Below are 21,963 nucleotides of genomic sequence, written 5' to 3'. Positions count from 1 at the left end.
GGGACCCGCAGCTCCATCCGCAACCTACCCCAGCAACAACAAACAATCCTCGGTCTTGTGCCGAGTATCTGTTATCGTCGAAATTGCAGAGCCTTTTCAGCGCCTTACGGAAGTGTCGGTAGATCCTCGGCACAAGGCCGAGGATGACGCCATGTGACCAGATACCCATTGTCAATGAAGTGAAGGCCGGTGTCGAAAGACAGCCGGCCTTGCTGCTTTACCGCGATACCGTCTTAACTGGCGGCGGCGAGGATCGCTTCCGGGCTGGCGCCGACGATGCTTTCGTAACGGGCCTGGTCGGTCGCGCCCTCGGTATTGATGACGAAAACGCGCGCCTTGGCGTCAAGGCCAAGCTTGTCCCTGAACGCCTTGTCCTTGAGCGCGACCTGCAGCCCGCCAAATCCGGCGCCGCCGCTTTCGCCGGCGACGATTGCCGGATCTCCCGCCAGCGGGCGGGCAAGACGACGGATGGCCTCGGCCGCATCGTCCTCGCCGATGGTCATGAAGGCATCCGCCGTCCGGCTGAGAACGCGCCAGGCGACGAGCGACGGCTCATAGCATTCGAGCATGGCCATGATCGTCGCCTCGCCATGCTCGACCTTGACCGGCTTGCCGGCAAGCGCGCTCGCATAGAGGCAGGCCGCCCGATCGGGCTCGACCACGACCAGACGCGGCCGCTTCTTGCCAAAGACCACGTCGAAATAGCCGGCCACGGCGGCAGCCAGGCCCCCGACGCCCGCCTGGATGAAGACATGCGTCGGCGGTTGCGGCAGATCGCGCAACGCCTCGTTGAGCATCGCCATATAGCCCTGCATGACCAGGCTCGGAATGCGCTCGTAACCCGGCCAGGACGTGTCGGACACGACCATCCAGCCATTTTCCTTGCAGATGCGCTCGGCCTCGACAACCGAATCGTCATAGGTGCCCTCGATGCGGATCATCTGCGCTCCAAAGCGCGCGATCGCCGCCACCCGCTCGTCCGAGACCCCGGAGTGCACGAAGATGGCCGCCTTGGCGCCAACCAGTTGCGCGCCGGCCGCAACGGAACGACCATGATTGCCATCTGTCGCGCACCCCACGGTGATGCCGCCGGCGATCTCGCGGACGGACGGCGACGCCAGTTCCGAGATGTCCACCGTGCGGCCCAGCTTGCGGCTCGCCTCTTCCAGCACCAGGCGGATGACGGCATACGAACCGCCCAGCGCCTTGAAGCTGCCCAGGCCGAGCCGGGTGCTTTCATCCTTGACGTGGATCGCCGCCACGCCCAGTTCGCGCGCCATCGCGGCGAGCGGCTGAAGCGTCGTCGGCTTGTGGTTGTCGCGATAAGTCAGGAAGCGTTCGACCTCCTTGGCCGCCTCGAGGCTGAGCGTTTCAGCGTCGGCCGGATCGAGGGCAGCGTTGTGGTCGGGATGGGTGTTGAATGTAAACATGGATATCCTGCTCTAGAGCATCGGACCGAAAAGGGGTTACCGGGCTAACTCGTTCAATCGGGGCGATGCTCCGATGAAACAATTCTATTGCAAACGCGCAGCACTTTTGGCTCTATTTGCAGTCTCAAAATGAAACTTTTTTGCATGGAGAGGCCTTTGGCTGACAATCCTTCTTTTTCTCCAGCCGACCTTGACCGCTTCGACCTGGCCATCCTCGACATCCTGCAACAGGACAACACCACGCCGCAGCGCCTGATCGGCGAGAAGGTCAACCTGTCCACCGCGGCGGTCCACCGCCGGATCCGGCGGCTGGAAGCAGAAGGCGTCATCGCCGGCAATGTCGCCAGCATAGACCCGGCGCGCGTCGGCCGGCCCATCACCATCGTCGTGGATGTCCAGATCGAGAGCGAACGGCTCGACATGCTCGATGCCACCAAACGAAGCTTTTCAAGCGCGCCCGAAGTGCAGCAATGCTATTACGTGACCGGCGATGCCGATTTCGTCCTCATCATCACCGTGGCTTCCATGGGCGAATACGAGGCGCTCACCCGCAAACTGTTCTTCGGCAACCACAATGTGAAGCGGTTCCGCACCCTTGTCGTGATGGATCGGATCAAGACCGGCGTCACAGTGCCGCTGCACCAACCCGGCTAGAACATCGGGCCGACGGGTGTCGGCATGCTGCCGGGGTTCATGGCAGCGGGGCAAGACGGCCTTGTGGCGGCTGACCCGGCCGGGCCGTTCATGCGTGAGATTCGGCTGATTCCCCCTCCTGCGCCGTCGCGACACCGACAAGCCATCGCCGGATGACGATCGCATCATCCGACGAAAGCTCGTCGACCAGTTCGCGCTCAAGCGCCAGGACACACTTTCGGCATTGCGCCAGTTGGCTTTTGCCCTTCTCGTTGAGATCGATGTGCTGGATGCGCCCGTGAACGGCATGCGGGCGACGGACAAGCGAGCCGCCCCGCTCCAGATTGGCGATGATGACGCTGACGGTCTGCGGCGTAAGCACGGCGGCGTTGGTGCATGTTACTTCCGTCACACCTATCGATCGGACCGCTTCCGCAACCGATCTGCCCTGCGAAGTCAGAACATCAACCTGCCGAAGCTTCGTGACGATCTCTTCCGCACTGTGTCTCTTTCTCGCCATTTCTTAAGTCCTCCATCGGCTCAAATGCCATACATAAGGGAGGACCACTTTTCAGGGGGCAGACCACCGCCGCCATCGCTGTAGCGACCGGGCTTCTTCGCCGCCTTGGCTGACACGTCGGAGAGTTTATTAAGGGTTCTGGCCATTCCCCACTTCTTTCCCCATTTCAAAGTGAGATAGTACCGAACAATCAGGGACGGTCCTAGACATAGAATTATAAAAACCAAATGTTTCCAACATGTTAGTTGACAGTGCCGGACGTACTGAAACGGTAGTTAGGTGGACCTCAGCTCCACCAGCGGCTATTCATATCGACATCTGGGAAGCCGTTCGCCGTCCCACTTCTATCCCCCACTTGTTTGTTTCGTGGCCCTGCTTATCAGGGCCCGCGTTCATGATCCCGGCTCCTCGATTGACCGCGTGGATGATTTCACGCACGGTGCCGGCAACAGGGGGAAATGATGCGAAACTACTTTGGACTGGTGCTGCTGGCCGGCGTGATGTTCACGAGCACAGCCTATGCGCTGGACAGTTCGGGCACGCCGGTAGTGGTATCTCCGCTTGCTTCGATCACGCAGACAGGCTCCGGCCAGCCGATCACGCTGCCTCAGAAGAACGTGCAGGTGATCGTCTCGACCTATGAGATTGCGCCGGGTGCGCAGTTGCCGGTCCACAAGCATCCATTCGCGCGCTACGCCTCCGTGCAGGCTGGAACGCTGCAAGTGACGAATGCCGATACCGGCAAGAGCACTATTTATCGAACCGGAGATTTCATCGTGGAGATGATCGGGGAATGGCATCGGGCCGCGAATATCGGCACCGATGCTGTCAAGCTGCTGGTGATCGATCAGGTCGAGGAAGGCGCACAGAACACGGTTCTGCAACAGTAGGGACCGTGAAAAGCCGAGGGCCGAAACCAAACAGATCGGCCTCACATATGCCCTCCCAGCCGTCCTCCGAACAAGCCAATTGATCACGTCTGGACCGGGCAGCGTCTTGCAGACGCTTTTTGGGAGTGCCAAGAACTTTCTGTGAGAACGGGCAATGCCCTGCGGTACTTGCACCGTATGCCGCAGTTTCATTTACATTGGGGCTGCCGACCGTTTCAACTGCGGTCGGGAGCAATCAGGATCGGGAGAAGTCGTGATATCCAAGGGCCGTAGCTTGCTCGCAAGGATGCGAGGCAGATCAAGCACATTCCAGAACCCGTACAAAGAGCCGTGGACGCAGCCTTATGACGACGAGGCCACAGTTGAAGATATACACTTCTGCTTTCGACTGCTTCTCGGGCGCAATGCCCACAGGGAGGAATGGGCGGGACATTCGTCGCGGGCTGGAGACCCCTTGAGAGATGTCGTGCAGTCCTATCTCAGCAGCGGCGAATTCAAGGGCCGCAACCTGCTGGCGCGGGAAATGCCGGCCAATATCGTTCGCAAGCACAATGGCCGTTTCGACGTATTCGCAGACCCCGACGATCCCGTTATCGGCGGACCAGTGCTCGCAAACCAGTACGAGCCGGAAGTGACAAGTATGGTTGAAGGGCTGCTCAAGCCCGGCGACATATTCGTGGATGTCGGAGCGAACCTTGGCTACTTCACGCTGCTGGCGGCCCCGATTGTCGGCAATGAGGGCCACGTCTATGCCGTCGAGCCCAACGACCTGAACGTGAAACTGCTGGAAAGCAGCATCCGCGCAAACGGGTTCGGGAACATATCGGTCATGCAGGTAGGCGCATCCGAGCGGATCGAAACCCTTTTGCTTCACTCCACCATCGGCAACGGCACCACCTCGACATTGCGAGAACATGAGCTTTTCTCCGGCACGTCCATCCCAGGGATCCCGCTGGATGTGTTGCTGGCAGGACGAAAAAAGCCCGTTTCGCTGATCAAGATCGATGTCGAAGGCTTCGAATACCGAGCGCTTCGAGGCGCAGAAGCGGTGATGCGACAGGATAGACCCGCCATCATATTCGAGTTTTCGGCCGGCGGGATCGACGGTATCAGCGGAGAGGCCTTTCTTCGCTGGCTGGCGGACAGAGGCTATCGTTTCATCAACGTTTCATCCGGTGCGAACCTGATCGAGGACGTCGGCGGCATCATGAGCGCCTTCGAACGCACGATGGTCGACCATCTGGATGTTTATGCGCAACCTCACGGAGAATATGCCCCGCTTTAGCGGATCAGCGTGGCTACGATGCTGTGAGCCGCTTAGCCGCTATGGCTTGCTGGTCGTTGCAGACAGCGCCTGGATCGGCAAGTGGCGTTGAACTTCCGTGACAAAATAAGGCGTGAGCAAAGCATTGGCAAAGCCGCTCACATGATCGCCGTCGAAAAACAACGGCTTGCCGGCTCGGGACGCGCTGCATTCATCGTCCGGGCAAAGGATGGGGAACGGGTCCCATACGTAGATATTGGGGATATGCGCGGCGATTTGGGCGAAACCCTCCAGGGTCGGCTGCCTCAGCTTGACCAGGAATTCCCTCTCGACCGAAAGCCCATACTTGCAGGACGGGTTGTTCCGGTTGAACCAGTCGCTGCATCGAAAGGCAGGGGATCTAAATAGAGGTGTGGGCCCTTCAAACAGGATCGTGACACCCTTTTCGGTTAAGGGGCGAAGGCCATCGATTGCCTGCTCGATTGCGGCCGATCTCTGTTCTGCGCGCCCAGGGCCGAAAACCTGATCCAAGGCCGACTCGTCACTGAACTGGAAATATTGCTCGGCAAGCCGAGGTACGCGCAGAGAGGGCAAAAACACGATGTCGCCGGGCCGGGTTTCATCCCTCAATATTCGGAAACCCTCCTTCGTGGCGGCCACGCAGGCAGGAGTGCCGTCTCTGTCCTGTTGCAGGCTGATGAATGCGCAGCCGGCAGTTGGCACGACGATCGATTGTATGCCCGTCTTTAACGTGAACCTCTTGATCATCGGAGTATAAGCGCCGGTGTGCGAGTCCCCCAATACAAAGAGCCTGGCAGTCTGCGAGGAAGGGTCGCAACCCGCACGCGTGTAGGACAACGCGTGTCCGATGCTGGTGGATGTGATGGTGCAATCGGGTATATCGGAATATCTATCGGGCTCTATATCGGGGACCCACAGTTCCCGGTTTTGCATGACGGTGCTGAGCGAAAACATTGCTTTTCCCGCCGCCAATGCCTGGAAGGTCAGGCATCCTGTCACCGCGACGAGAACCCCGGACGTCACAACCGCCAGCCTTGGAAGGGTCCGCACCGCAGCCGAGCGCCGAAATGGCGTCTCGACGAAATAATAGGACGAAAGCGAAAGCGCGATGACCAGTGCCAGGGCGATCGTAATCTGCATCGGGGTGGTAATGCCGAAAGTCCATCGCGCAAGCACGAAGACCGGCCAATGCCATAGATAGAGCGAATAGGAAATTCTGCCGATGAACCGGATGGGGCGCAATTGCAGGAGCATCTCGGGTCCAAAATTGTAGCTGTTGCGATAGCGTAGCGCCCCAATGACGAGCGCTGTGCCCAAGACGACGGCGACGTTCGCGACCCACTGATCCGAGGGAGGCAGCCGCCAAAACAGCGCCGTGACAAGGACGGATAGAGCCGTGAGTACGGTCCCTGCCCTCAAGAGAGAGGTGGACAGCCTGTCGTCGCGTTCCCGCTTGTTGAAAATGTCGGTCAACTGGAAGCAGACGACGCCAACCGCAAGCTCCCAGAATCTGGCATATATCATGTAGAACGCCTGAAGCGGCGCCGAATCTTCGAGCCACAACCATACAACAAACGATGCGACCAGTGCAGCGCTGTAGATCGCAACGGAGATATACTTTTTGCCAAGGCTCAGAGCCCACGTCGAAAACAGCAATGGAAACAGAAAATAGAACTGCTCTTCTACGCCAAGCGACCATGTGTGGGTAAATGGGTTGTATTCGGTAACCGCCGAGAAATAATCCGTCCCGCGGGCCAAAAATACGTTGCTTAAGCCGATAAATGCATAATTTCGCGTGCCATCAATAGAATTGCTGAGAAACGCATCTGGAATGAAAAGAAACGTAGCAATGCTGGTTACAACGAGGCATGCGAACAGCGCCGGGAAAATTCGGACGAACCGCCGCGCGTAGAAGTCCGTGACGAATTGAAAAAACCCGTGGTATTTTCTCTGAGCGACGGAGTAGCTGACTATGAATCCGGATATGACGAAGAATATGTCAACGCCAAGGTATCCATTGGCGATAAGGCTTTGGTTTGCGTGATATAAAACGACGGATACAACGGCGATGGCTCGCAGCCCGTCAATAAACCCCAGATATTGCATTATAGCGCCGTTCTCACCGCAGTAACTTCAATTTCAGGCGAAACGGCAGGCTAGGTACGGCAAGGCGAAACGATTTCACATTTGTCACCGACCGTTCTCTACGAACTCGCCACCCGCGTTCAATGCCGGACCCGGTCCGGCAGATTGTCGAGAAGAAGTCGGAAGTCAACTTTCTTTTTGGCACGACGCGGCGGGCGCATGGCTGTCCCTGCGCCTTCCTGATGCGTCACAAGCATCGCCCACATCAAGCGTGGGGTTTGCAAGCTCCACCGCTTGTCCCTGGTCGGGACTTAATCGGCCGGCTTCGGCCTACTCGTTCAAAAACGAGACCCGGCCGGAGTCAAAATCCCGCACCATAGACTGGACGGAATCTCGCAGGCTTCTCGTGAGGGAAAGCCACCGCTGGATGGATGGGACATACCGCTTGGCAAAATCCATGAGTTCGACCCGTTGCCCGATATTCATGTTCGAAGCATTCCAGTCCGGCACGGCCGGTAGCCCTTCCAGAAAAGCAAGAACCCAATCGATATGCTCGAGAAGGCACGGCACACCAACGTCAAGGCCGTAGCGCAGCGCGTCCCCTTCCTGCCGCTGAACCATGGACCGATATTGGTCGCGGGCGCCAGCCATGGCCGCCCACCACTGGTAGAACATGAGTTCGGTGCGATCGAGGGCGAGGTCAGGATCGGGGAGGCTGAACCCGTTGGGGTGCCAATTGATCACCCCCGGATCGGGCAGCGTCTTCTTGAACGCTTCAAACTCTTCCCGAAATTCCGGAAGACCCATGGCAATCTCCGTTCATTGCGAGAATATAGGCATCTAGCCCCTTCCGGCAAAGGATTGGTATCCCAAGGACGGCTCGAAACCGCTTAAATATCCATCATCGATGCCGTCGCCAGCAAATGAACGACTTGAAATCGGGACCACGCAAGGCGGCCACACGCCTTTGTGAAGGAACGTGGTGGGAGAGCGGCCGTTTGCCTGCAGGGATTGTCTTGCAGATGCAGCCTTATCGGGGCCAGGATCGGCGCCCCATAGCGCAGCTTGGTTGCGCCAGAACGATCGAAAGAATGAGGGGATAGCAAAGTGGCGCGGCATCCGGTGATTTATCGTTTTTTTCCACCCGAAATGTGCTCTTCGATGGTCGGCTAAGGCATGCTCCCTGCCCCATCGAACGCATTCGTGTTTTTCGGCGCGACCGGCGATCTGGCTTACAAACAGGTCTTTCCGGCCTTGCTGGCCCTGACCAGAGACGGCCAGCTCGACATGCCGGTCATCGGCATAAGCAAATCCGACTGGTCCTGTGACCAACTGGTTGCCCGGGCCCGCGACAGTATTGAAACGCACGGCGTCATGGACAGTGAGGCGTTCGCCAAGCTGGCCGCCCGTCTCCAGTATATAAGCGGCGACTACGGCGACAATGCCACTTTCACGCGGCTGCGCACGGTTCTTGGAAACGCCGACGTCCGGCCCCTGCACTATCTCGCCATTCCGCCGGAAATGTTCGGGACCGTGGTCAAGGGACTGTCCGGCTCGGGTTGCGCCGAAGGCGCGCGAATCATCGTCGAAAAACCGTTCGGGCGCGACCTGGCATCGGCGAGGGCGCTCAACCGCACGCTGCTGGAATTCTTCCCGGACAAGGCCGTCTTTCGCATCGACCACTATCTAGGCAAGGAGCCGGTCCAGAACCTGCTCTATTTCCGGTTCGCCAATAGTTTCCTCGAGCCGATCTGGAACCGCATTTATATCGATAGCGTCCAGATCACGATGGCCGAAGCGTTCGGCATAAAGGGGCGCGGGAGCTTCTACGAAAGTGCGGGAGCGATCCGCGATGTCGTGCAGAACCATCTGCTCCAGGTGGTTTCGCTGCTGGCGATGGACGCGCCGGCCGACCAACGGTCCGATGCCATGCGCGACGCCAAGCACAAGCTGTTCAAGGCGATGCGCCCGCTCTCTCCCGACGATGTGGTGCGCGGCCAGTTCGCGGGCTACCGCAAGGAGCCCGGCGTGAGCGCCAGTTCCGAGGTCGAGACGTTCGTTGCCCTGCGCCTTCATATCGACAACGACCGCTGGACCGGCGTGCCGTTCTACATCCGCGCCGGCAAGCAGATGCCCGGTACCGCGACCGAAGTCACGGTGAGGCTGAAGCCGCCGTCCCATGCCCTGTTCGAACCGGCACCGCCGAACGCCGTCCGGTTCCGGATCAGCCCCGATGTCTTCATTTCGATCGACGCGCAGGTAAAGACCCCCGGCGAAGCCATGATCGGCGAAACCGTGGAACTTGTCGCCCAACGCCATGAGCGCGGCGTGGAAACCCCGTATGACCGCTTGCTGGGCGAAGCCCTTGTCGGAGATGCCTCGCTGTTTGCCCGCTATGACAGCATCGAAGCCGCCTGGCGCACCGTGGAACCGGTTCTTGGCAATACCGTCCCGATCCAACCCTATGAGCCGCAAAGCTGGGGACCTGTGAAAGCAGCTTCCCTCACCGCAGGCGACGGCGGCTGGCATGATCCCCTGTTCGGCGAAACCGCAACCGCCACTTAGGTGTCCGACCCCAAACGCACTTTGATCTCCAAAGCATAAGGCAATCAGCATGGCCATGAAAATCAGCCCATTGGCAGGCAAGCCCGCCACGCCCGACCTGCTGGTCAATGTCGCCAGGCTCGTCACGGCCTATTACAGCCAGACGCCGGACCCTTCGGTTGCCCTGCAGCGGGTGGCGTTCGGGACGTCCGGGCATCGCGGCTCTTCCTTCGACAACACGTTCAACGAAGCGCATGTGCTGGCGATCAGCCAGGCGATCTGCCTGTATCGTAAGAAGAAGGGCATCGACGGCCCGGTCTTCATCGGCATCGACACCCATGCCCTTTCGGAACCGGCCTTTGCCAGCGCGCTGGAAGTGCTGGCCGCCAACGGCGTCGAGGTGATGATGGCGGCGCGCAGTGAATACACGCCGACCCCGGCCGTTTCGCATGCGATCCTCACCTATAATCGCGACCGCAAGACCGGGCTGGCCGACGGCATCGTCATCACGCCGTCGCACAATCCGCCGCGCGACGGCGGCTTCAAGTACAATCCGCCCAATGGCGGGCCGGCGGATACCGACGTCACCGGCTGGATCGAAAAGCAGGCCAATGAACTGCTCGTCGGTGGCCTGAAGGACGTGCGGCGGATGCCGCTTGAAAAGGCGCTCAAGGCCCCGACCACCCATGACCATGATTTCCTGAACGCCTATGTGAACGATCTCGGCAATGTCATCGACATGGACGCCATTCGCGGCGCCCATATCCGCATGGGCGTCGATCCGCTCGGCGGCGCCGGGGTCCACTACTGGCCCGCCATTGGCGAGCGCTACAAACTCGACCTGACCATCGTCAACCGGCAGGTCGATGCCACCTTCCGTTTCATGACGGTCGATTGGGACGGCCAGATCCGCATGGACCCGTCTTCGCCCTACGCCATGCAGGGGCTGATCGACATGAAGGATCGTTTCGACATCGCCTTCGCCTGCGATACGGACCACGACCGGCATGGGATCGTTACCCGGACAAACGGCCTCTTGCCGCCGAACCATTATATGTCGGCCGCCATCCACTATCTGCTCCAGCATCGGCCCGAATGGCGCAACGATGCCGCCATCGGCAAGACGGTAGTGAGCAGCCAGATGATCGACCGTGTTACCGCCCGGCTGAAACGCAAGCTGTATGAAGTTCCGGTGGGCTTCAAATGGTTCGCGCAGGGTCTTCAGGACGGCTCGCTCGGCTTTTGCGGCGAGGAAAGCGCCGGCGCAACGTTCATGCGCCGCGACGGCGCCGTCTGGACAACCGACAAGGACGGCATCGTTCCGGCGCTGCTTTCGGCCGAAATCACGGCGAGGATGGGCAAGAACCCCGGTGAGGTCTACCGCGACCTGACGAAGGAACTGGGCGACCCGGTCGCCGACCGGATACAGGCGACCGCGACGCCGGCGCAAAAGGCAAAGCTGTCAAAACTTTCCCCGCATGAAATCACGTCGAAGACCTTGGCCGGAGAACCGATCCAGACGGTGCTCAGCCGCGCACCGGGCAACAATGCGGAAATCGGCGGCGTGCGCGTGACCACGGAAAGCGGCTGGTTTGCCGCGCGCCCATCAGGCACGGAAGACATCTACAAGATTTACGGCGAAAGTTTTCGCGGGAAAGACCATCTCCACGCCATCCTGACCGAAGCGCAGACAATCGTCGACAAGGCGCTTGGCGGAACCTGAAGCCGCGCTGCCGATGCGATGGGCCAATAGTTATTCCCCGAGAGGTTGCTTGCACCCTGGTCAGGGTACAGTCATGTAGCATTGTGATTAGCGATCAGCCGCATCTGACCACGAGGCAAGCCATGACCCTGCACGACACTTCCAACGCGTTTCCCATCCAGATCGTGCGTAGCCGTTTTCCGGCACTTTCCAGGACCGCCAATCCGCCGATTTATCTGGACAACCCGGCCGGAACGCTGGTGCCGCAACAGGTGATCGATGCCGTGGGCGAGGCGATGGCCGGCGCCAGCAGCAATCTGGGCGGGTTCTTTGCCGTCTCGAAGCGGGCGGAAGCCATCTGGCTTGGCGCGCATCGGGCGGCAGCCGACCTGCTGGGCGCTGCTTCCGAGCGCGAAATCGTCATCGCGCAGAACATGACGACGCTGACGCTGCATCTTTCCCGCTCGATCGGCAGGCGGCTGCAACCGGGCGACGAGATCATCGTCACGCGGATGGATCACGAAGGCAATGTTTCGCCGTGGCTGCTGCTCGCGCAGGACCTCGGCCTGACGGTCAAATGGCTGCCTTTCAATCGCGAAAGCTGGCGCATCGAACCGGTCGACCTGAAGCCGCTGCTCAGCGAGCGGACGCGCCTGCTCGCGCTCAACTATTCCAGCAACATGACGGGATCCGTCAACGATGTCGCGGCCCTCACCGCCATGGCCAAGCAGGCCGGCGCGCTGGTCTATGTCGATGCCGTTCAGCTGCTGCCGCACCGGCTCCCGGACGTGCAGGCGCTGGGCTGCGATTTCCTGGCCTGCTCGTCTTACAAGTTCTTCGGCCCGCATCTCGGCATGGTTTGGGGGCGCGAGAGCCTTCTGGCCGAACTGGAACCCTACAAGTTGCGCTGCGCCAGCGACGACTTGCCCGGACGGTTCGAGACGGGAACCCCGCAGACAGAACTGCTCGCCGGTCTTGCCGCCACGGTCGATTATCTCGAATGGCTGGGCGAAGCCACGGGCCACCAGGGCACGCGAAGGCAGAAACTGCTGGGCGCCTACCAGAGCGCCGAGGCCTATGAAAACGTGCTTTCCCGGCGCTTGATCGAGGGGCTGCTGCAGCTTCCCGACATCTCCATTCACGGCATCACCGATCCGGCTTCCATGGCGCATCGCGTGCCGACGATTTCCTTCACGCATTCCCACCTTTCCACACACGCCATCGCCGCAGCACTCGGCGAGCGGAACATTTACGCATGGTCGGGCCATAATTATGCGCTGGAACCAGCGCGCCTGTTGGGCCTTGATGAAGACGAGGGCGTCGTGCGGCTGGGCGTCGCCCACTACAACACAATGGAAGAGATCGAGCGCACGCTTGCCGCGCTCACCGAAATCGTTGCGCAGGATGCACCCGTGCCAGCTTAGCGAAACGGAGCGGCCAGAAGGAAATCGGCGATACCGATCAGGCGGGGCCGTCCTTGCCTTTATCGGCGGCAGGCACCAACACCGCATCGTCCAGACTGAACGACACGGCAACCGTCGAGCCGACCGCCAGCGGCGTCTTGACATCGGCGGCAATGGCGAAAAATTCCGCGTCCGGATCGGCGGTCGCGATCCTGTATTCCATATGGTCCCCGAGATAGGCGCTTTTCAGCACGCGCCCCTGGATTTCGCCCTGCTTTGCCTCGCGCGCTGCAACGTGCACGCCATGCGGCCGCACCGCCAGGCTGGCCATGCCCTTGCCGATACCGCGATGCGGCAGCCGCAAGTGCAGCGGCCCGGCGCTGACAAGTGCGTGCGCGCCATCGAGGCCGGTCACCGCAACATCGAGCAGATTGGCGTCGCCCATGAAATCGGCGATGAAGCGGTTTGCCGGCGCATTATAGAGTTCGCGCGGGGTTCCGTCCTGCGCGATGCGCGCCGCATGCATGACGATGATCCGGTCCGACACCGCCAGGGCTTCCTCCTGATCGTGCGTCACATAGACGACGGTCAGTGAAAGGTCCTGCTGCAGGCCCCGGATTTCCTCGCGAACCTGCCGCCTCAGCTTGGCGTCCAGGTTGGACAGCGGCTCGTCGAACAGCAGTACCTTCGGCTCAAGCACGATGGCGCGGGCCACCGCGACGCGTTGCTGCTGCCCGCCGGAGAGTTCGCTCGGCTGGCGCAACTCGTACCCGGTCAAGCCTACCAGCTTGAGTTTCTCGGCGGCGCGCTCAGCCGCTTCGGCTTTCTTCAGTCCCATGGAGCGCAGCCCGTAGCTGACGTTTTCCATGACCGTCATGTGCGGGAACAGAGCATAGGACTGGAACACCATGCTGACGTCGCGCTCCGCCGCCGAAAACGTGGTCACGTCCACGCCGCCGATGCGGATGCGGCCGCCGCTCGCCTGTTCCAGGCCGGCGATCAGCCGCAGGGTCGTCGTCTTGCCGCAGCCAGACGGCCCGAGCAGCGTGACGAGGCTGGCCGGCGCAATATCGAAGGAGACCCGATCGACGGCAACGACGTTGCCATATTTTTTGGTCACCACGTCGAAACGCACGGCCGGCTCGCCTGTGGGAATGGTTGTCGCGGCGCTGGTGTTATCGCTCATTTTCGTTTTCCCGCTTAAATCTGCGCCGCAATCGCTTCGCCGCCTGCCCGTCGCCGGCCCAGCCGACGCTCCCCGACCAGCAGTTGAATACCGATGAGAATGACCAGCATCACCACGATCAGTACCGCCGCATAGACGATGGCAATGCCGTATTCGCCGACATCGGCACGGCCCACGATATAGACGGTGGCGAGGTTGAGACGTCCGGTGGCCAGGAAGATGACGGCGCTGACGGCCGTTACCGCGCGCACGAAACTGTAGATCATGGCGGTGATGATGGCCGGTTTCAGGATCGGCAGGATGACCCGGCGCAGCGTCTGGAACGAACTGGCGCCGAGCGTCAGCGACGCCTCGTCCAAGCTCTTGTCGATCTGGCCGAGATTGGCGAGGCCTGCCCGGATCGCCACGGGCATGTTGCGGAACACGAACGAGATGACGATGATCAACCCGGTCCCGGTCAATTGCATCGGCGGCACGTTGAAGGCCAGGATGTAGCTGATGCCGATGACGGTGCCCGGAATGGCGAAGCTCATCATGGCTAAAAATTCGAACAGGCTGCGGCCGGCGAAATTCTGCCGGTCGAGCAGGTAGGCCGTCAGGATGCCGAGTGCCGCCGTGAACGGCATGGCAAGCAGGGCAAGCCCGATCGTCATGGTCAGCGAGGGCCAGGCCGAACCGCTGAGGAACCAGCCGTCGACGCCCTTCTCGACGGAAAAGGCGGTCAGGAAATATTGCAGCGTCGGCGTGTTGTCGCGGCCGATCGACTGCACGAAGCCGCCGCCAAGGATGATCGCGTAGACCACCACGGTCAGCAGCAGCCACGGAGCCGCCACGGCAAAACAGCCGATGCGCAAGCCGGCCGGCAAGGGTGCGGGAACGCCGCCGTCGCCTTTTCCCGATACCGTCACATAGCTGCGGTTGCCGACCCAGCGGCGCTGGATGACAAAGGCGGCAAGCGTGAACGCCAAAAGCACGATGGCCAGCACGGCGGCGCGCCCCTGATCGTGCGCCGCGCCGACCACAGCAAAGAAGATGTCGGTCGACAAAACGTTGAAATTGCCGCCGATGACCAGCGGATTGGCGAAATCGGCCATGCTTTCGATGAAGGCAATCAGAAAGGCGCTGGCAAGCCCCGGCCGGATCAGCGGCCAGGTAATGGTGGAAAAGGTGCGCCAACGGTTGGCCCGCAGCGTCTGCGATGCCTCTTCCATGCTCGGGCTGACGCCCTGCAACACGCCGACGATGACGAGAAACGCTATCGGGGTAAAGGCCAGCACCTGCGCGATGGTGATGCCGGCCATGCCGTAAATCCAGCGGCTGCGTGGAATGCCCAGATGCAGCGACAAGAAATTCGTGACCATGCCCGAGCGCCCGAACAGCAGGATAAGCGCCAGGCCAATGACGAAGGGCGGCGTGATGATGGGCAGGATCGACAGGCCGCGCAGCAACCACTTGGCCGGCAGGTCGGTACGAAGCGCAATCAGCGCCAGGCCAAGCCCGAGCGCCGTCGACAACAGGCCGACGAGAAGCGCCACGGCAACGGTGTTCCAGGCCACGCCACAGACGTTGCCTCCGACGAGGCAGTTCAGGCTCCAGATATTGGCGCTGAACAGCTTTTCAACGAACAGCGATGGAGCGACCGTTCCCGCATTGTCCTTCACGGCCGAGGCAAGGATGTTCAGCAGCGGATAGGCGACGAAAAGCACCAGCGAGCTTATGATGACGAGCAGGGAGCCTATGACGAAGCGGTCGCCTTTGCACCAGCCGCGCTTGGCCAGGAAAGCGGCGATGAACATCAGCATGGAAAGCGCATAGGCGACGGCGCCCCAGCCGAGGCCGGGCTGCGTCGGTCCCGGTGTTTGGGCAAGATTGGCGAGCCACTCAAAGCTCCACCCGGAATGGATGATCGCCAGTCCCTGCAGCGAGAGCCAGACCAGACCTAGAACGCCTGCTACCGCCAGACCTTGAGTACGGTGGCGGAGCACCTGCCAACTGGCCAGCAGCAACGGCAATGCCAGGGGCAGCAGCCAGGGCCGATCGCTGAGGCCGAACATGATCGCCGGGCTGGCGCCGGCCGGATTGGCAAGCCAGTCCAGAGAGAAGAACCCGCCCTCGACCTTGTACCAGGGCAGCAGCACGAAGCCGGCCCAGCCGGCGACGAGCCACCAGACAGCGCCACGGGTAGCATCGGCAGCAGATAAGGGCGACGGGCGCGCCATGGTCTGTCCTTTCTGCAAGGTCGGCTCGAAAACTTCGGCTATCGATGGGAGGCTTGCGCCGGGAATAAGCGGCCGGCCCCCGAGGGAGCGGGCCGCTTATTCGGTCAGCCGCCGTTGCGCACTTCGTCGGTGAAGCGCTTCAGCAGCCGCGTACGTACCTCGGTCGATCCATATTTTGCGAAATCATAGTCGATCAACTTGATCTTGCTGAGATCGGGAGCCTCCGGCGGTACGGGCGTGTCGTTGTTGGACGGGATCTGGTAGCTGCCATTCGGGGCGGCGAGCTTCTGCGCGTCGGGGCTAAGTGCCCAGTCGTAGAATTTTTTCGCCTCGTCCAGATGCTTGGCGCCGGTAACGATGCTCATCGAGCCGATCTCGTAGCCTGTGCCTTCGCAAGGCGACACCACCTTCACCGCCGGGTTATGCTTGGCGGCGTTGATGACATCGTGCTGGAAAGCGATGCCGACCAGCGTCTCGCCCTTGCCGACGGCCAATGCGGGAGCAGCACCCGCCTTGGTATATTCGGCCATGTTCTTGTTAAGCTGCTTGAAATAGTCGAACCCCTTGTCCTCGCCCATCAACTGGACCATCGTGGCCAGCATCGTCCAGGCGGTTCCCGACGAATTGGGATCGGCCATTTCGACTTCGCCCTCGAACTCCGGCTTGATCAGGTCGGCCCAGCAGCTCGGGGCCGTCAGGTTGCGCTGCTTGAGATCGTCTTCATTGTAGCCGTAGCCGAGTGCGCCAAGATAAATGCCGACGGTGCGGTATTTGGAGCGTTCGGCCTGTTTTTGCGCCCAGTCGCGCAGGTTCGCGAGCTGCGGCGACTTGTATTCCTGCGACAGCCCCTCTTCGGCCGCCTGCAGATGCGGGTCGCCGGTGCCACCCCACCAGATGTCGGCCTGTGGATTCTCCTTTTCGGCGCGCAGTCTTGCGTAGATTTCGCCGGCGCTCATGCGCGTCATATCGACGTCGACGCCGGTATTCTTCTGGTAGGTCGTCGCCATGGCGCGGCACCAGGCTTCGTCGACGCCGCAATACATGACCAGATTACGATCGGCCGCGCGGGCTTCGCCTGAAACGCCGAACACAGCGACCACGGCTGCGAGCGCCAACCATGGGCCGGACCTCTGTCGGCCGGCAAATTCGTTCTTGTTCATTGCTATTCCTCCCTTCGATGTTTTCGTTACGGTCGCTGTCAAAACCTCGCGTCAAACCTCTTGGGCGCCCAAGGGGATGCCAAGGGCAGCGCTGACGCTTTCGGCTATGCCCGGAGCAGCCGCCAGCACCGGGTTGCCGTGCATCAGGCCCTGGCCATCCAGAAAGGCGTTGACCCGTCCGCCGGCCTCCCGAACCAGCAGCAATCCCGCCAGGCAATCCCACGAATTTATGTGCAACTCGCCATAGGCATCGGTGCGACCGTCGGCGACGTAAGCGAGGCCCAGCGCCCCGGACCCCGAACGGCGCACATTGGCGCCCAGCGAAAGCAATGCCGCGACCTTGTCGATATAGGCTTGGTTGGGGATACGGGGCGACCAGCCGAACTCGACGGTTGCCCTTTCAAATTCATGCGTGGCAGCGACGTGGATCGCCTGGCCGTTCCGCTTCGCGCCTTGCCCGCGCCTGGCGAAATAGACCTCGCCATTTGCCGGATTAGCCAAGCCGCCAATCATCACGCGTCCGTCTTCGACAAAGGCGATGGAAATGCAGAAATGCGGAATGCCCCGCATGAAATTCGCCGTGCCGTCTATCGGATCGACCACCCAGATGCGCGAGGACGCGACACCGCCGGTCTCCTCGCCCAGAAAGCCGTCATCAGGAAACGCCTGCGCAAGAGCGCCGCGCACATGCGCCTCGACCTCACCGTCGGTCCTGGTCAGGAAATCCTGCGGGCCTTTCAACGAGACTGCTGCACCCGCGCCAAACTGCGCAAATCCTGCCATGGCGATGCGACCGGCCGACACCAGCAATTCGCGGCAGACCGCTTCGCGGCGGTCCAGATCGGCAACCGACAGCTGAGTGACGGTGGCATTCATCTCGCAGCGTTCATCCGGTGCCTCTCCATGCACAAACAGTCTTGCACTCGTGTGCAAAACTGTTTCATCCGGACCGGTGTGTCAATAGGCAGGCTTGTCGTTTTGTCTGAACCGGAGCTTTCGCCATGGCCGGAATTCGGCCACGGCGCTACATCATCCGAGGCAAAGGCGGTCGGAGCGGCCACCTTTGCACCACGCTACCAGCGCGTGAGACCGAGCAGTTTTTCGCCAAGGGGCGAGAGCGACGCGGTTTTGGCGTTGTGCTTTTCCCACTCGCGAGGGTCGCCCGGGAAAGCATCGCGCTTGGGGTGATCCAGTTCGCGCCAGAGCCGGATGCGTTCCTGCCGCACCGCCTCGTCTTCCCATTCCGCCGGATGCATGGACACATATTGCGCCATGCGCACCCGGTTGTCCGAATGGTTAGGGCGGACGCCGTGAGCCAGCAGCGAGTTGAAGATCATTAGGTCGCCCGGTTCCATGTCGATATTGACCGCTTTTTGCCCCGTCATATCGGGATGCATCGGATCGCGGTCTTCCGGCTGGGTCTTCACCCATTCCTCGAAATGCTCGAAGAGGTAGGGGACGCACTGGAAGCCGCCGACATCGCCGTCCTGCTTCTGCAGGCTGAGCACGCCTTGAACGCCGATCGGCAGCGGCCGGATGGAGGTGTCCACGTCCCAGTGAATGAAACCGTTGGGGTTGCCCTTGACCTTTTTGGGCGGATTGAGATTGGCGCGGTCGATCGTGACCCAAAGGTCCTCCCGGTCCCAGATGTCGACGAAGACATCATAGACGCGCTGTTCCATGCGGTTGTCCCAAAGGTACTGGTGATTGTAGATTTCCAGCATCCCCGTATTGTTCAGCTCCTTCATCTTGTGGTCGCGCCGCTGCGGCGCGTACCAGGTGGAAGCGTCCGCCGGGTTCTTTTCGTCAAACTGCCAGAGCAGGTCGGCAAGCCGCTCCACATTGGCCGCAGGCACCGCGCCCCGGACGATGACGTATCCCTTCGTCGTCCAATGCTGCCAGTCCGCCTGCGACAGAACACGCAGCGGCAAGGTCTTCTGGATATCCTTGAGCTGGATCGTGGCGGCGGTCGTCGGATGGCTGTCGCGCTTGAGTGCGGTAGCGGTCTGCATGTCGGTCTCCCATCTTGGCCTCCCTGAATATCAGGACATGAGGGCAGAATACGCGCGTAAGCCGCGCCATGTTGCCGGAGACTGGCAAGTTCTGATACTATTATGGCGTGATAAACCGGATTGGTGCCCGATGCGACCATTGCTGGAACATTTGCCGGTACCGCCGGATGCGTCCTGGAGCATGCTGAACCGCCGGCTCCCCGACGCCATTCCGTTCCAGTGGCACCATCATCCCGAGTTCGAACTGACCCTGACGCTCAATTCGCGCGGGCAACGTTTCATCGGCGATCATGTGGGCAATTACGACCATGGCGACCTTGTGCTCGTCGGGCCCAATCTTCCGCACACATGGGCTTCCCGCGAAAAGCTCGACCCGGCCGAGCCGCATATGGCGCTGGTCTTCTGGTTTCGGAAGGAATGGATCGAGGGCCTGATCGACGGCACCGTTGAGTTCCGGCCCATCGAACGGCTCATCGCCGGCGCCTCGACGGGATTGGCCTTTGGAAACGGACTAGGCAGAGCGCTTGCAGCAAATTTCCAGGTGATCTATGCGCAACCGCCGGCGCAACGCCTCATGGGGCTCCTCGACATTCTTTTGCGGATCGCGGATGCCGGTGACAGCCAGCCGCTCTCGACCAGAGCGCCCCAGCCGGTGGGAGGAAGCCGGCTGCGCATCGATCGCGTCCTGCTGCACCTCCACCAGCACTATCCTGAACCGCTGCATCTGGCGGAAGTGGCCGAGATTGCCTCGCTGAGCGTCTCCGGCCTGCATCGCATGTTCCGCAAGCACACGCAGGCGAGCATCTCGGACTATCTGATCGGCCTGCGGATCGGCGAGGCGTGCTCGCGCCTTTCAGGCACGAACCAGCCCATCCAGCATATCGCCGACGAGGTAGGCTACGCATCGCTCGCCAATTTCAACCGGCAGTTCCGGCGGCTGCGCGGCATGTCGCCCCGCGAGTATCGCTCGTCATTCTCCCGATAGGCTGGTACCTGCAATCGGCCCGAGATCCACCGACTTTCCATCAAGCTCATTGATGAGTTTGCAATGGTGTGCAAAATATCGAGACCGACACATGGCCATGGCCTGAAATTGAAAATTCCAAAGCCTCAAAACAGCTTCTCAAGCGCCAAGCAGGTCGCGGAACTCGCGGGCGTCTCGCGTTCGGCGGTATCGCGCACCTTCACGCCGGGAGCAAGCGTCTCCAGCCAGACGCGCGAACGGGTGATGCAGGCCGCCGAACAACTCGGCTATCACGTCAATCATCTGGCGCGCGGCCTGATGCGGTCCTCCACAGGCATCGTCTGTCTGGCGGTTGCCGAAGCGGATACGCCGTATCAGGCGCGCATGCTGCAGGCGTTGGCCCGGCATTTGCGCGACGCGGGCAAGGTTATCATGGTCCTCAACACGTCCGGCCCAAGCCAGGACATAGACCATGCCCTCAAGCAGACATTCAACTACCGGGCCGATGCAACGGTCGTCTTATCTGGAGCGCCGCCGCAATCGCTGATCCGCAGTTGCCTTGAAAACGGGCAGCGTCTTATCCTGATCAACCGGGACGACAGGTTCTCCGGGCCGCACAACATTCAGGTCGACAGTGCCGCGGCGGCGGAGGCAGCCCTTCATGCGTTCGTGCGCGCCGGCTGCAAAAGGCCCGCCCTGGTAACGTCGGCGGCCGGAACGCCGAGCCTCTTGAAGCGCGAAGAGGCCTTCGTGTCGGCGGCCCGTAACCATGGGCTGGATGTTATCGTCTGGCGGGAAGGCCGGACCTCCTACGACACGGGCGTACGGGGGGCGCGGCAATTGTTTGCTGGCAAGATGCGCCCGGATGCGGCCTTTTGCGTAACGGACCTGATCGCCTGCGGCTTTCTCGATACCGCCCGCCACGAATTCAAGCTGGACGTGCCGCGCGACCTTTGCGTCATCGGGTTCGACGACATCGAACAGGCCGGCTGGGCGTCGTATCGGCTCACCACTTTTGCCCCTCCGGTCGAGGCCATAGCCTTGCATGTGGCGGAACTGGTTTCGTCGCCGCAAGACGGCGTCAATACCAGCAGCCGCATGACCTTTGCCGCACCGATCGTCTGGCGCGAAACCGTAAGGCCCGGCCCCACCTGAACCGCGTCAACACTACCTATGGCTGAACCCCGACCGAGATCAGTTCCCGCCTTTCTTCGACCCAGAGCGCGCCGCCCTGGCTGACGGCGTCATACACCGCGCGGCCGATCGCGGCGCCGATGTCGGTATGCAGCCCGGCAAAATTCTCGCCGCCTTCCATGGATGGTGCTGCGACGGCGATACAATCGGTCCCGGTTCCGGTGATGGGCTTGCCGCCCTGACGCCAGTCCAGATCGATGATGGCCGCGGTCCGGGCCTCGGTCGCGATCGACACCGCCTCGATCAGGGCCGCTTGAGAAAGCGGCCGGTCGACATGGGCGAGCAGGTTGATGGTGCCGACGGCGGCGCCAAGCAGCGGCGGCGCGCCGACCCTTGCGGCATTGCCCAGGCCGACCGTCGCAAGGCAGGTCGCGGTGGCGGCACCGGATACCGCCGTTGCCAGATGATGGCGCTCCACATAGCGCGACGTCATCAGGTGGACCGCATCCGCGTGGCCTGCCGCCGCCATTCGCGTTTCGAGCAACCGGGCGGGATCGACGCCCAGCGGCAGGTCGTCGTTTCGAACATGCAGCCACGCGACCTTGCGTGCCGTGACGAAACCCGGCCGGGTAAGCGACCAGCTCAGCACGGTCTGCGGAATGGCAAATTCCGCGACGAGAATGGGGCTGGCGCACGAAACTGAAAAGGCTTTCATGCCGGCTCTTCTTTCATTGCTCAAGCCAGCCGGCAAGATGCCCGCGCGCAGCCTTCAGAATTGTTTTGGAACTTCGGCCCT

17 protein-coding genes and 1 pseudogene are annotated in these 21,963 nt (G+C 61.2%); 8 read left to right on the top strand and 10 right to left on the bottom strand.

Annotated elements, in window-relative coordinates; translation table 11 throughout:
* Positions 1 to 233: 233 nt before the first annotated feature.
* A complete protein-coding gene (locus ACX3P0_RS18065) occupies positions 234 to 1,430 on the bottom strand; it encodes a diaminopropionate ammonia-lyase (protein WP_459090594.1) in 1,197 nt (398 codons plus the stop codon).
* 156 nt (positions 1,431 to 1,586) lie between these two features.
* On the opposite strand from ACX3P0_RS18065, the gene ACX3P0_RS18060 reads away from it, so the two are divergent.
* Positions 1,587 to 2,084, top strand: coding sequence for an Lrp/AsnC family transcriptional regulator (locus tag ACX3P0_RS18060; protein ID WP_459090592.1), 498 nt, complete (start codon positions 1,587 to 1,589; stop codon positions 2,082 to 2,084).
* A gap of 376 nt (positions 2,085 to 2,460) precedes the next feature.
* On the opposite strand, the pseudogene ACX3P0_RS18055 reads toward ACX3P0_RS18060, so the two are convergent.
* A pseudogene (locus tag ACX3P0_RS18055) lies at positions 2,461 to 2,583 on the bottom strand (IS3 family transposase); the annotation flags it as partial.
* 458 nt (positions 2,584 to 3,041) lie between these two features.
* Here ACX3P0_RS18055 and ACX3P0_RS18050 point away from each other — a divergent pair.
* Together ACX3P0_RS18050 and ACX3P0_RS18045 are read left to right on the top strand one after the other, a co-directional pair.
* Positions 3,042 to 3,473, top strand: coding sequence for a cupin domain-containing protein (locus tag ACX3P0_RS18050; RefSeq protein WP_459090590.1), 432 nt, complete (start codon positions 3,042 to 3,044; stop codon positions 3,471 to 3,473).
* A 454-nt stretch (positions 3,474 to 3,927) separates the two neighbouring features.
* Positions 3,928 to 4,758 carry an FkbM family methyltransferase gene (locus ACX3P0_RS18045; protein WP_459090588.1) on the top strand — a complete coding sequence of 277 codons (831 nt, stop codon included), beginning with the start codon at positions 3,928 to 3,930 and terminating at the stop codon, positions 4,756 to 4,758.
* A gap of 39 nt (positions 4,759 to 4,797) precedes the next feature.
* On the opposite strand, the gene ACX3P0_RS18040 is transcribed toward ACX3P0_RS18045, so the two are convergent.
* Both ACX3P0_RS18040 and ACX3P0_RS18035 read right to left on the bottom strand, forming a co-directional pair.
* A complete protein-coding gene (locus ACX3P0_RS18040) occupies positions 4,798 to 6,864 on the bottom strand; it encodes an acyltransferase family protein (protein WP_459090586.1) in 2,067 nt (688 codons plus the stop codon).
* Positions 6,865 to 7,173: 309 nt separating this feature from the next.
* Positions 7,174 to 7,650, bottom strand: coding sequence for a hypothetical protein (locus ACX3P0_RS18035; RefSeq protein ID WP_459090584.1), 477 nt, complete (start codon positions 7,648 to 7,650; stop codon positions 7,174 to 7,176).
* A 369-nt stretch (positions 7,651 to 8,019) separates the two neighbouring features.
* Here ACX3P0_RS18035 and zwf point away from each other — a divergent pair, with 369 nt between their 5' ends.
* The 3 genes from zwf to ACX3P0_RS18020 all read left to right on the top strand — a co-directional run bounded on the left by zwf (position 8,020) and on the right by ACX3P0_RS18020 (position 12,513).
* The gene (gene zwf / locus ACX3P0_RS18030) at positions 8,020 to 9,408 is read left to right on the top strand and encodes a glucose-6-phosphate dehydrogenase (RefSeq protein WP_459090582.1); all 1,389 of its coding nucleotides are present in this window, start codon (positions 8,020 to 8,022) and stop codon (positions 9,406 to 9,408) included.
* A 49-nt stretch (positions 9,409 to 9,457) separates the two neighbouring features.
* A complete protein-coding gene (gene pgm, locus ACX3P0_RS18025) occupies positions 9,458 to 11,110 on the top strand; it encodes a phosphoglucomutase (alpha-D-glucose-1,6-bisphosphate-dependent) (protein ID WP_459090580.1) in 1,653 nt (550 codons plus the stop codon).
* Between the two features lie 122 nt (positions 11,111 to 11,232).
* Entirely contained in the window at positions 11,233 to 12,513 is a 1,281-nt protein-coding gene (locus ACX3P0_RS18020) for a cysteine desulfurase-like protein (protein ID WP_459090578.1), read from the top strand.
* Positions 12,514 to 12,550: 37 nt separating this feature from the next.
* Here the strand turns inward: ACX3P0_RS18020 and ACX3P0_RS18015 are convergent, their stop codons facing one another.
* From ACX3P0_RS18015 to ACX3P0_RS17995, 5 genes are all read right to left on the bottom strand, one after another.
* On the bottom strand, positions 12,551 to 13,678 hold the full coding sequence (locus ACX3P0_RS18015; RefSeq protein ID WP_459090576.1) for an ABC transporter ATP-binding protein: 1,128 nt from the start codon (positions 13,676 to 13,678) through the stop codon (positions 12,551 to 12,553).
* Between the two features lie 14 nt (positions 13,679 to 13,692).
* Positions 13,693 to 15,897 carry an ABC transporter permease gene (locus tag ACX3P0_RS18010; RefSeq protein ID WP_459090574.1) on the bottom strand — a complete coding sequence of 735 codons (2,205 nt, stop codon included), beginning with the start codon at positions 15,895 to 15,897 and terminating at the stop codon, positions 13,693 to 13,695.
* A gap of 104 nt (positions 15,898 to 16,001) precedes the next feature.
* Positions 16,002 to 17,057 (bottom strand): ABC transporter substrate-binding protein, encoded by a 1,056-nt coding sequence (locus ACX3P0_RS18005; protein ID WP_459090572.1) that lies wholly within the window; start codon positions 17,055 to 17,057, stop codon positions 16,002 to 16,004.
* Between the two features lie 51 nt (positions 17,058 to 17,108).
* Positions 17,109 to 17,933 carry an inositol monophosphatase family protein gene (locus ACX3P0_RS18000; protein ID WP_459090570.1) on the bottom strand — a complete coding sequence of 275 codons (825 nt, stop codon included), beginning with the start codon at positions 17,931 to 17,933 and terminating at the stop codon, positions 17,109 to 17,111.
* 197 nt (positions 17,934 to 18,130) lie between these two features.
* A complete protein-coding gene (locus tag ACX3P0_RS17995; RefSeq protein WP_459090568.1) occupies positions 18,131 to 19,069 on the bottom strand; it encodes a phytanoyl-CoA dioxygenase family protein in 939 nt (312 codons plus the stop codon).
* 130 nt (positions 19,070 to 19,199) lie between these two features.
* Between ACX3P0_RS17995 and ACX3P0_RS17990 the strand changes: the two genes are divergently transcribed.
* Positions 19,200 to 20,054: a helix-turn-helix domain-containing protein gene (locus tag ACX3P0_RS17990; RefSeq protein WP_459090566.1), complete on the top strand. Its 855-nt coding sequence runs from the start codon at positions 19,200 to 19,202 to the stop codon at positions 20,052 to 20,054.
* Positions 20,055 to 20,162: 108 nt separating this feature from the next.
* Positions 20,163 to 21,188 (top strand): LacI family DNA-binding transcriptional regulator, encoded by a 1,026-nt coding sequence (locus tag ACX3P0_RS17985; RefSeq protein ID WP_459090564.1) that lies wholly within the window; start codon positions 20,163 to 20,165, stop codon positions 21,186 to 21,188.
* A gap of 16 nt (positions 21,189 to 21,204) precedes the next feature.
* On the opposite strand, the gene ACX3P0_RS17980 is transcribed toward ACX3P0_RS17985, so the two are convergent.
* Positions 21,205 to 21,882: an adenosylcobinamide amidohydrolase gene (locus tag ACX3P0_RS17980; RefSeq protein ID WP_459090562.1), complete on the bottom strand. Its 678-nt coding sequence runs from the start codon at positions 21,880 to 21,882 to the stop codon at positions 21,205 to 21,207.
* Between the last annotated feature and the right edge of the window lie 81 nt (positions 21,883 to 21,963).

The organism is Mesorhizobium sp. A556 (assembly GCF_054489545.1).
The sequence above is the reverse complement of the archived record's forward strand: the minus strand, read 5'-3'. Positions and strand labels throughout refer to the sequence as shown.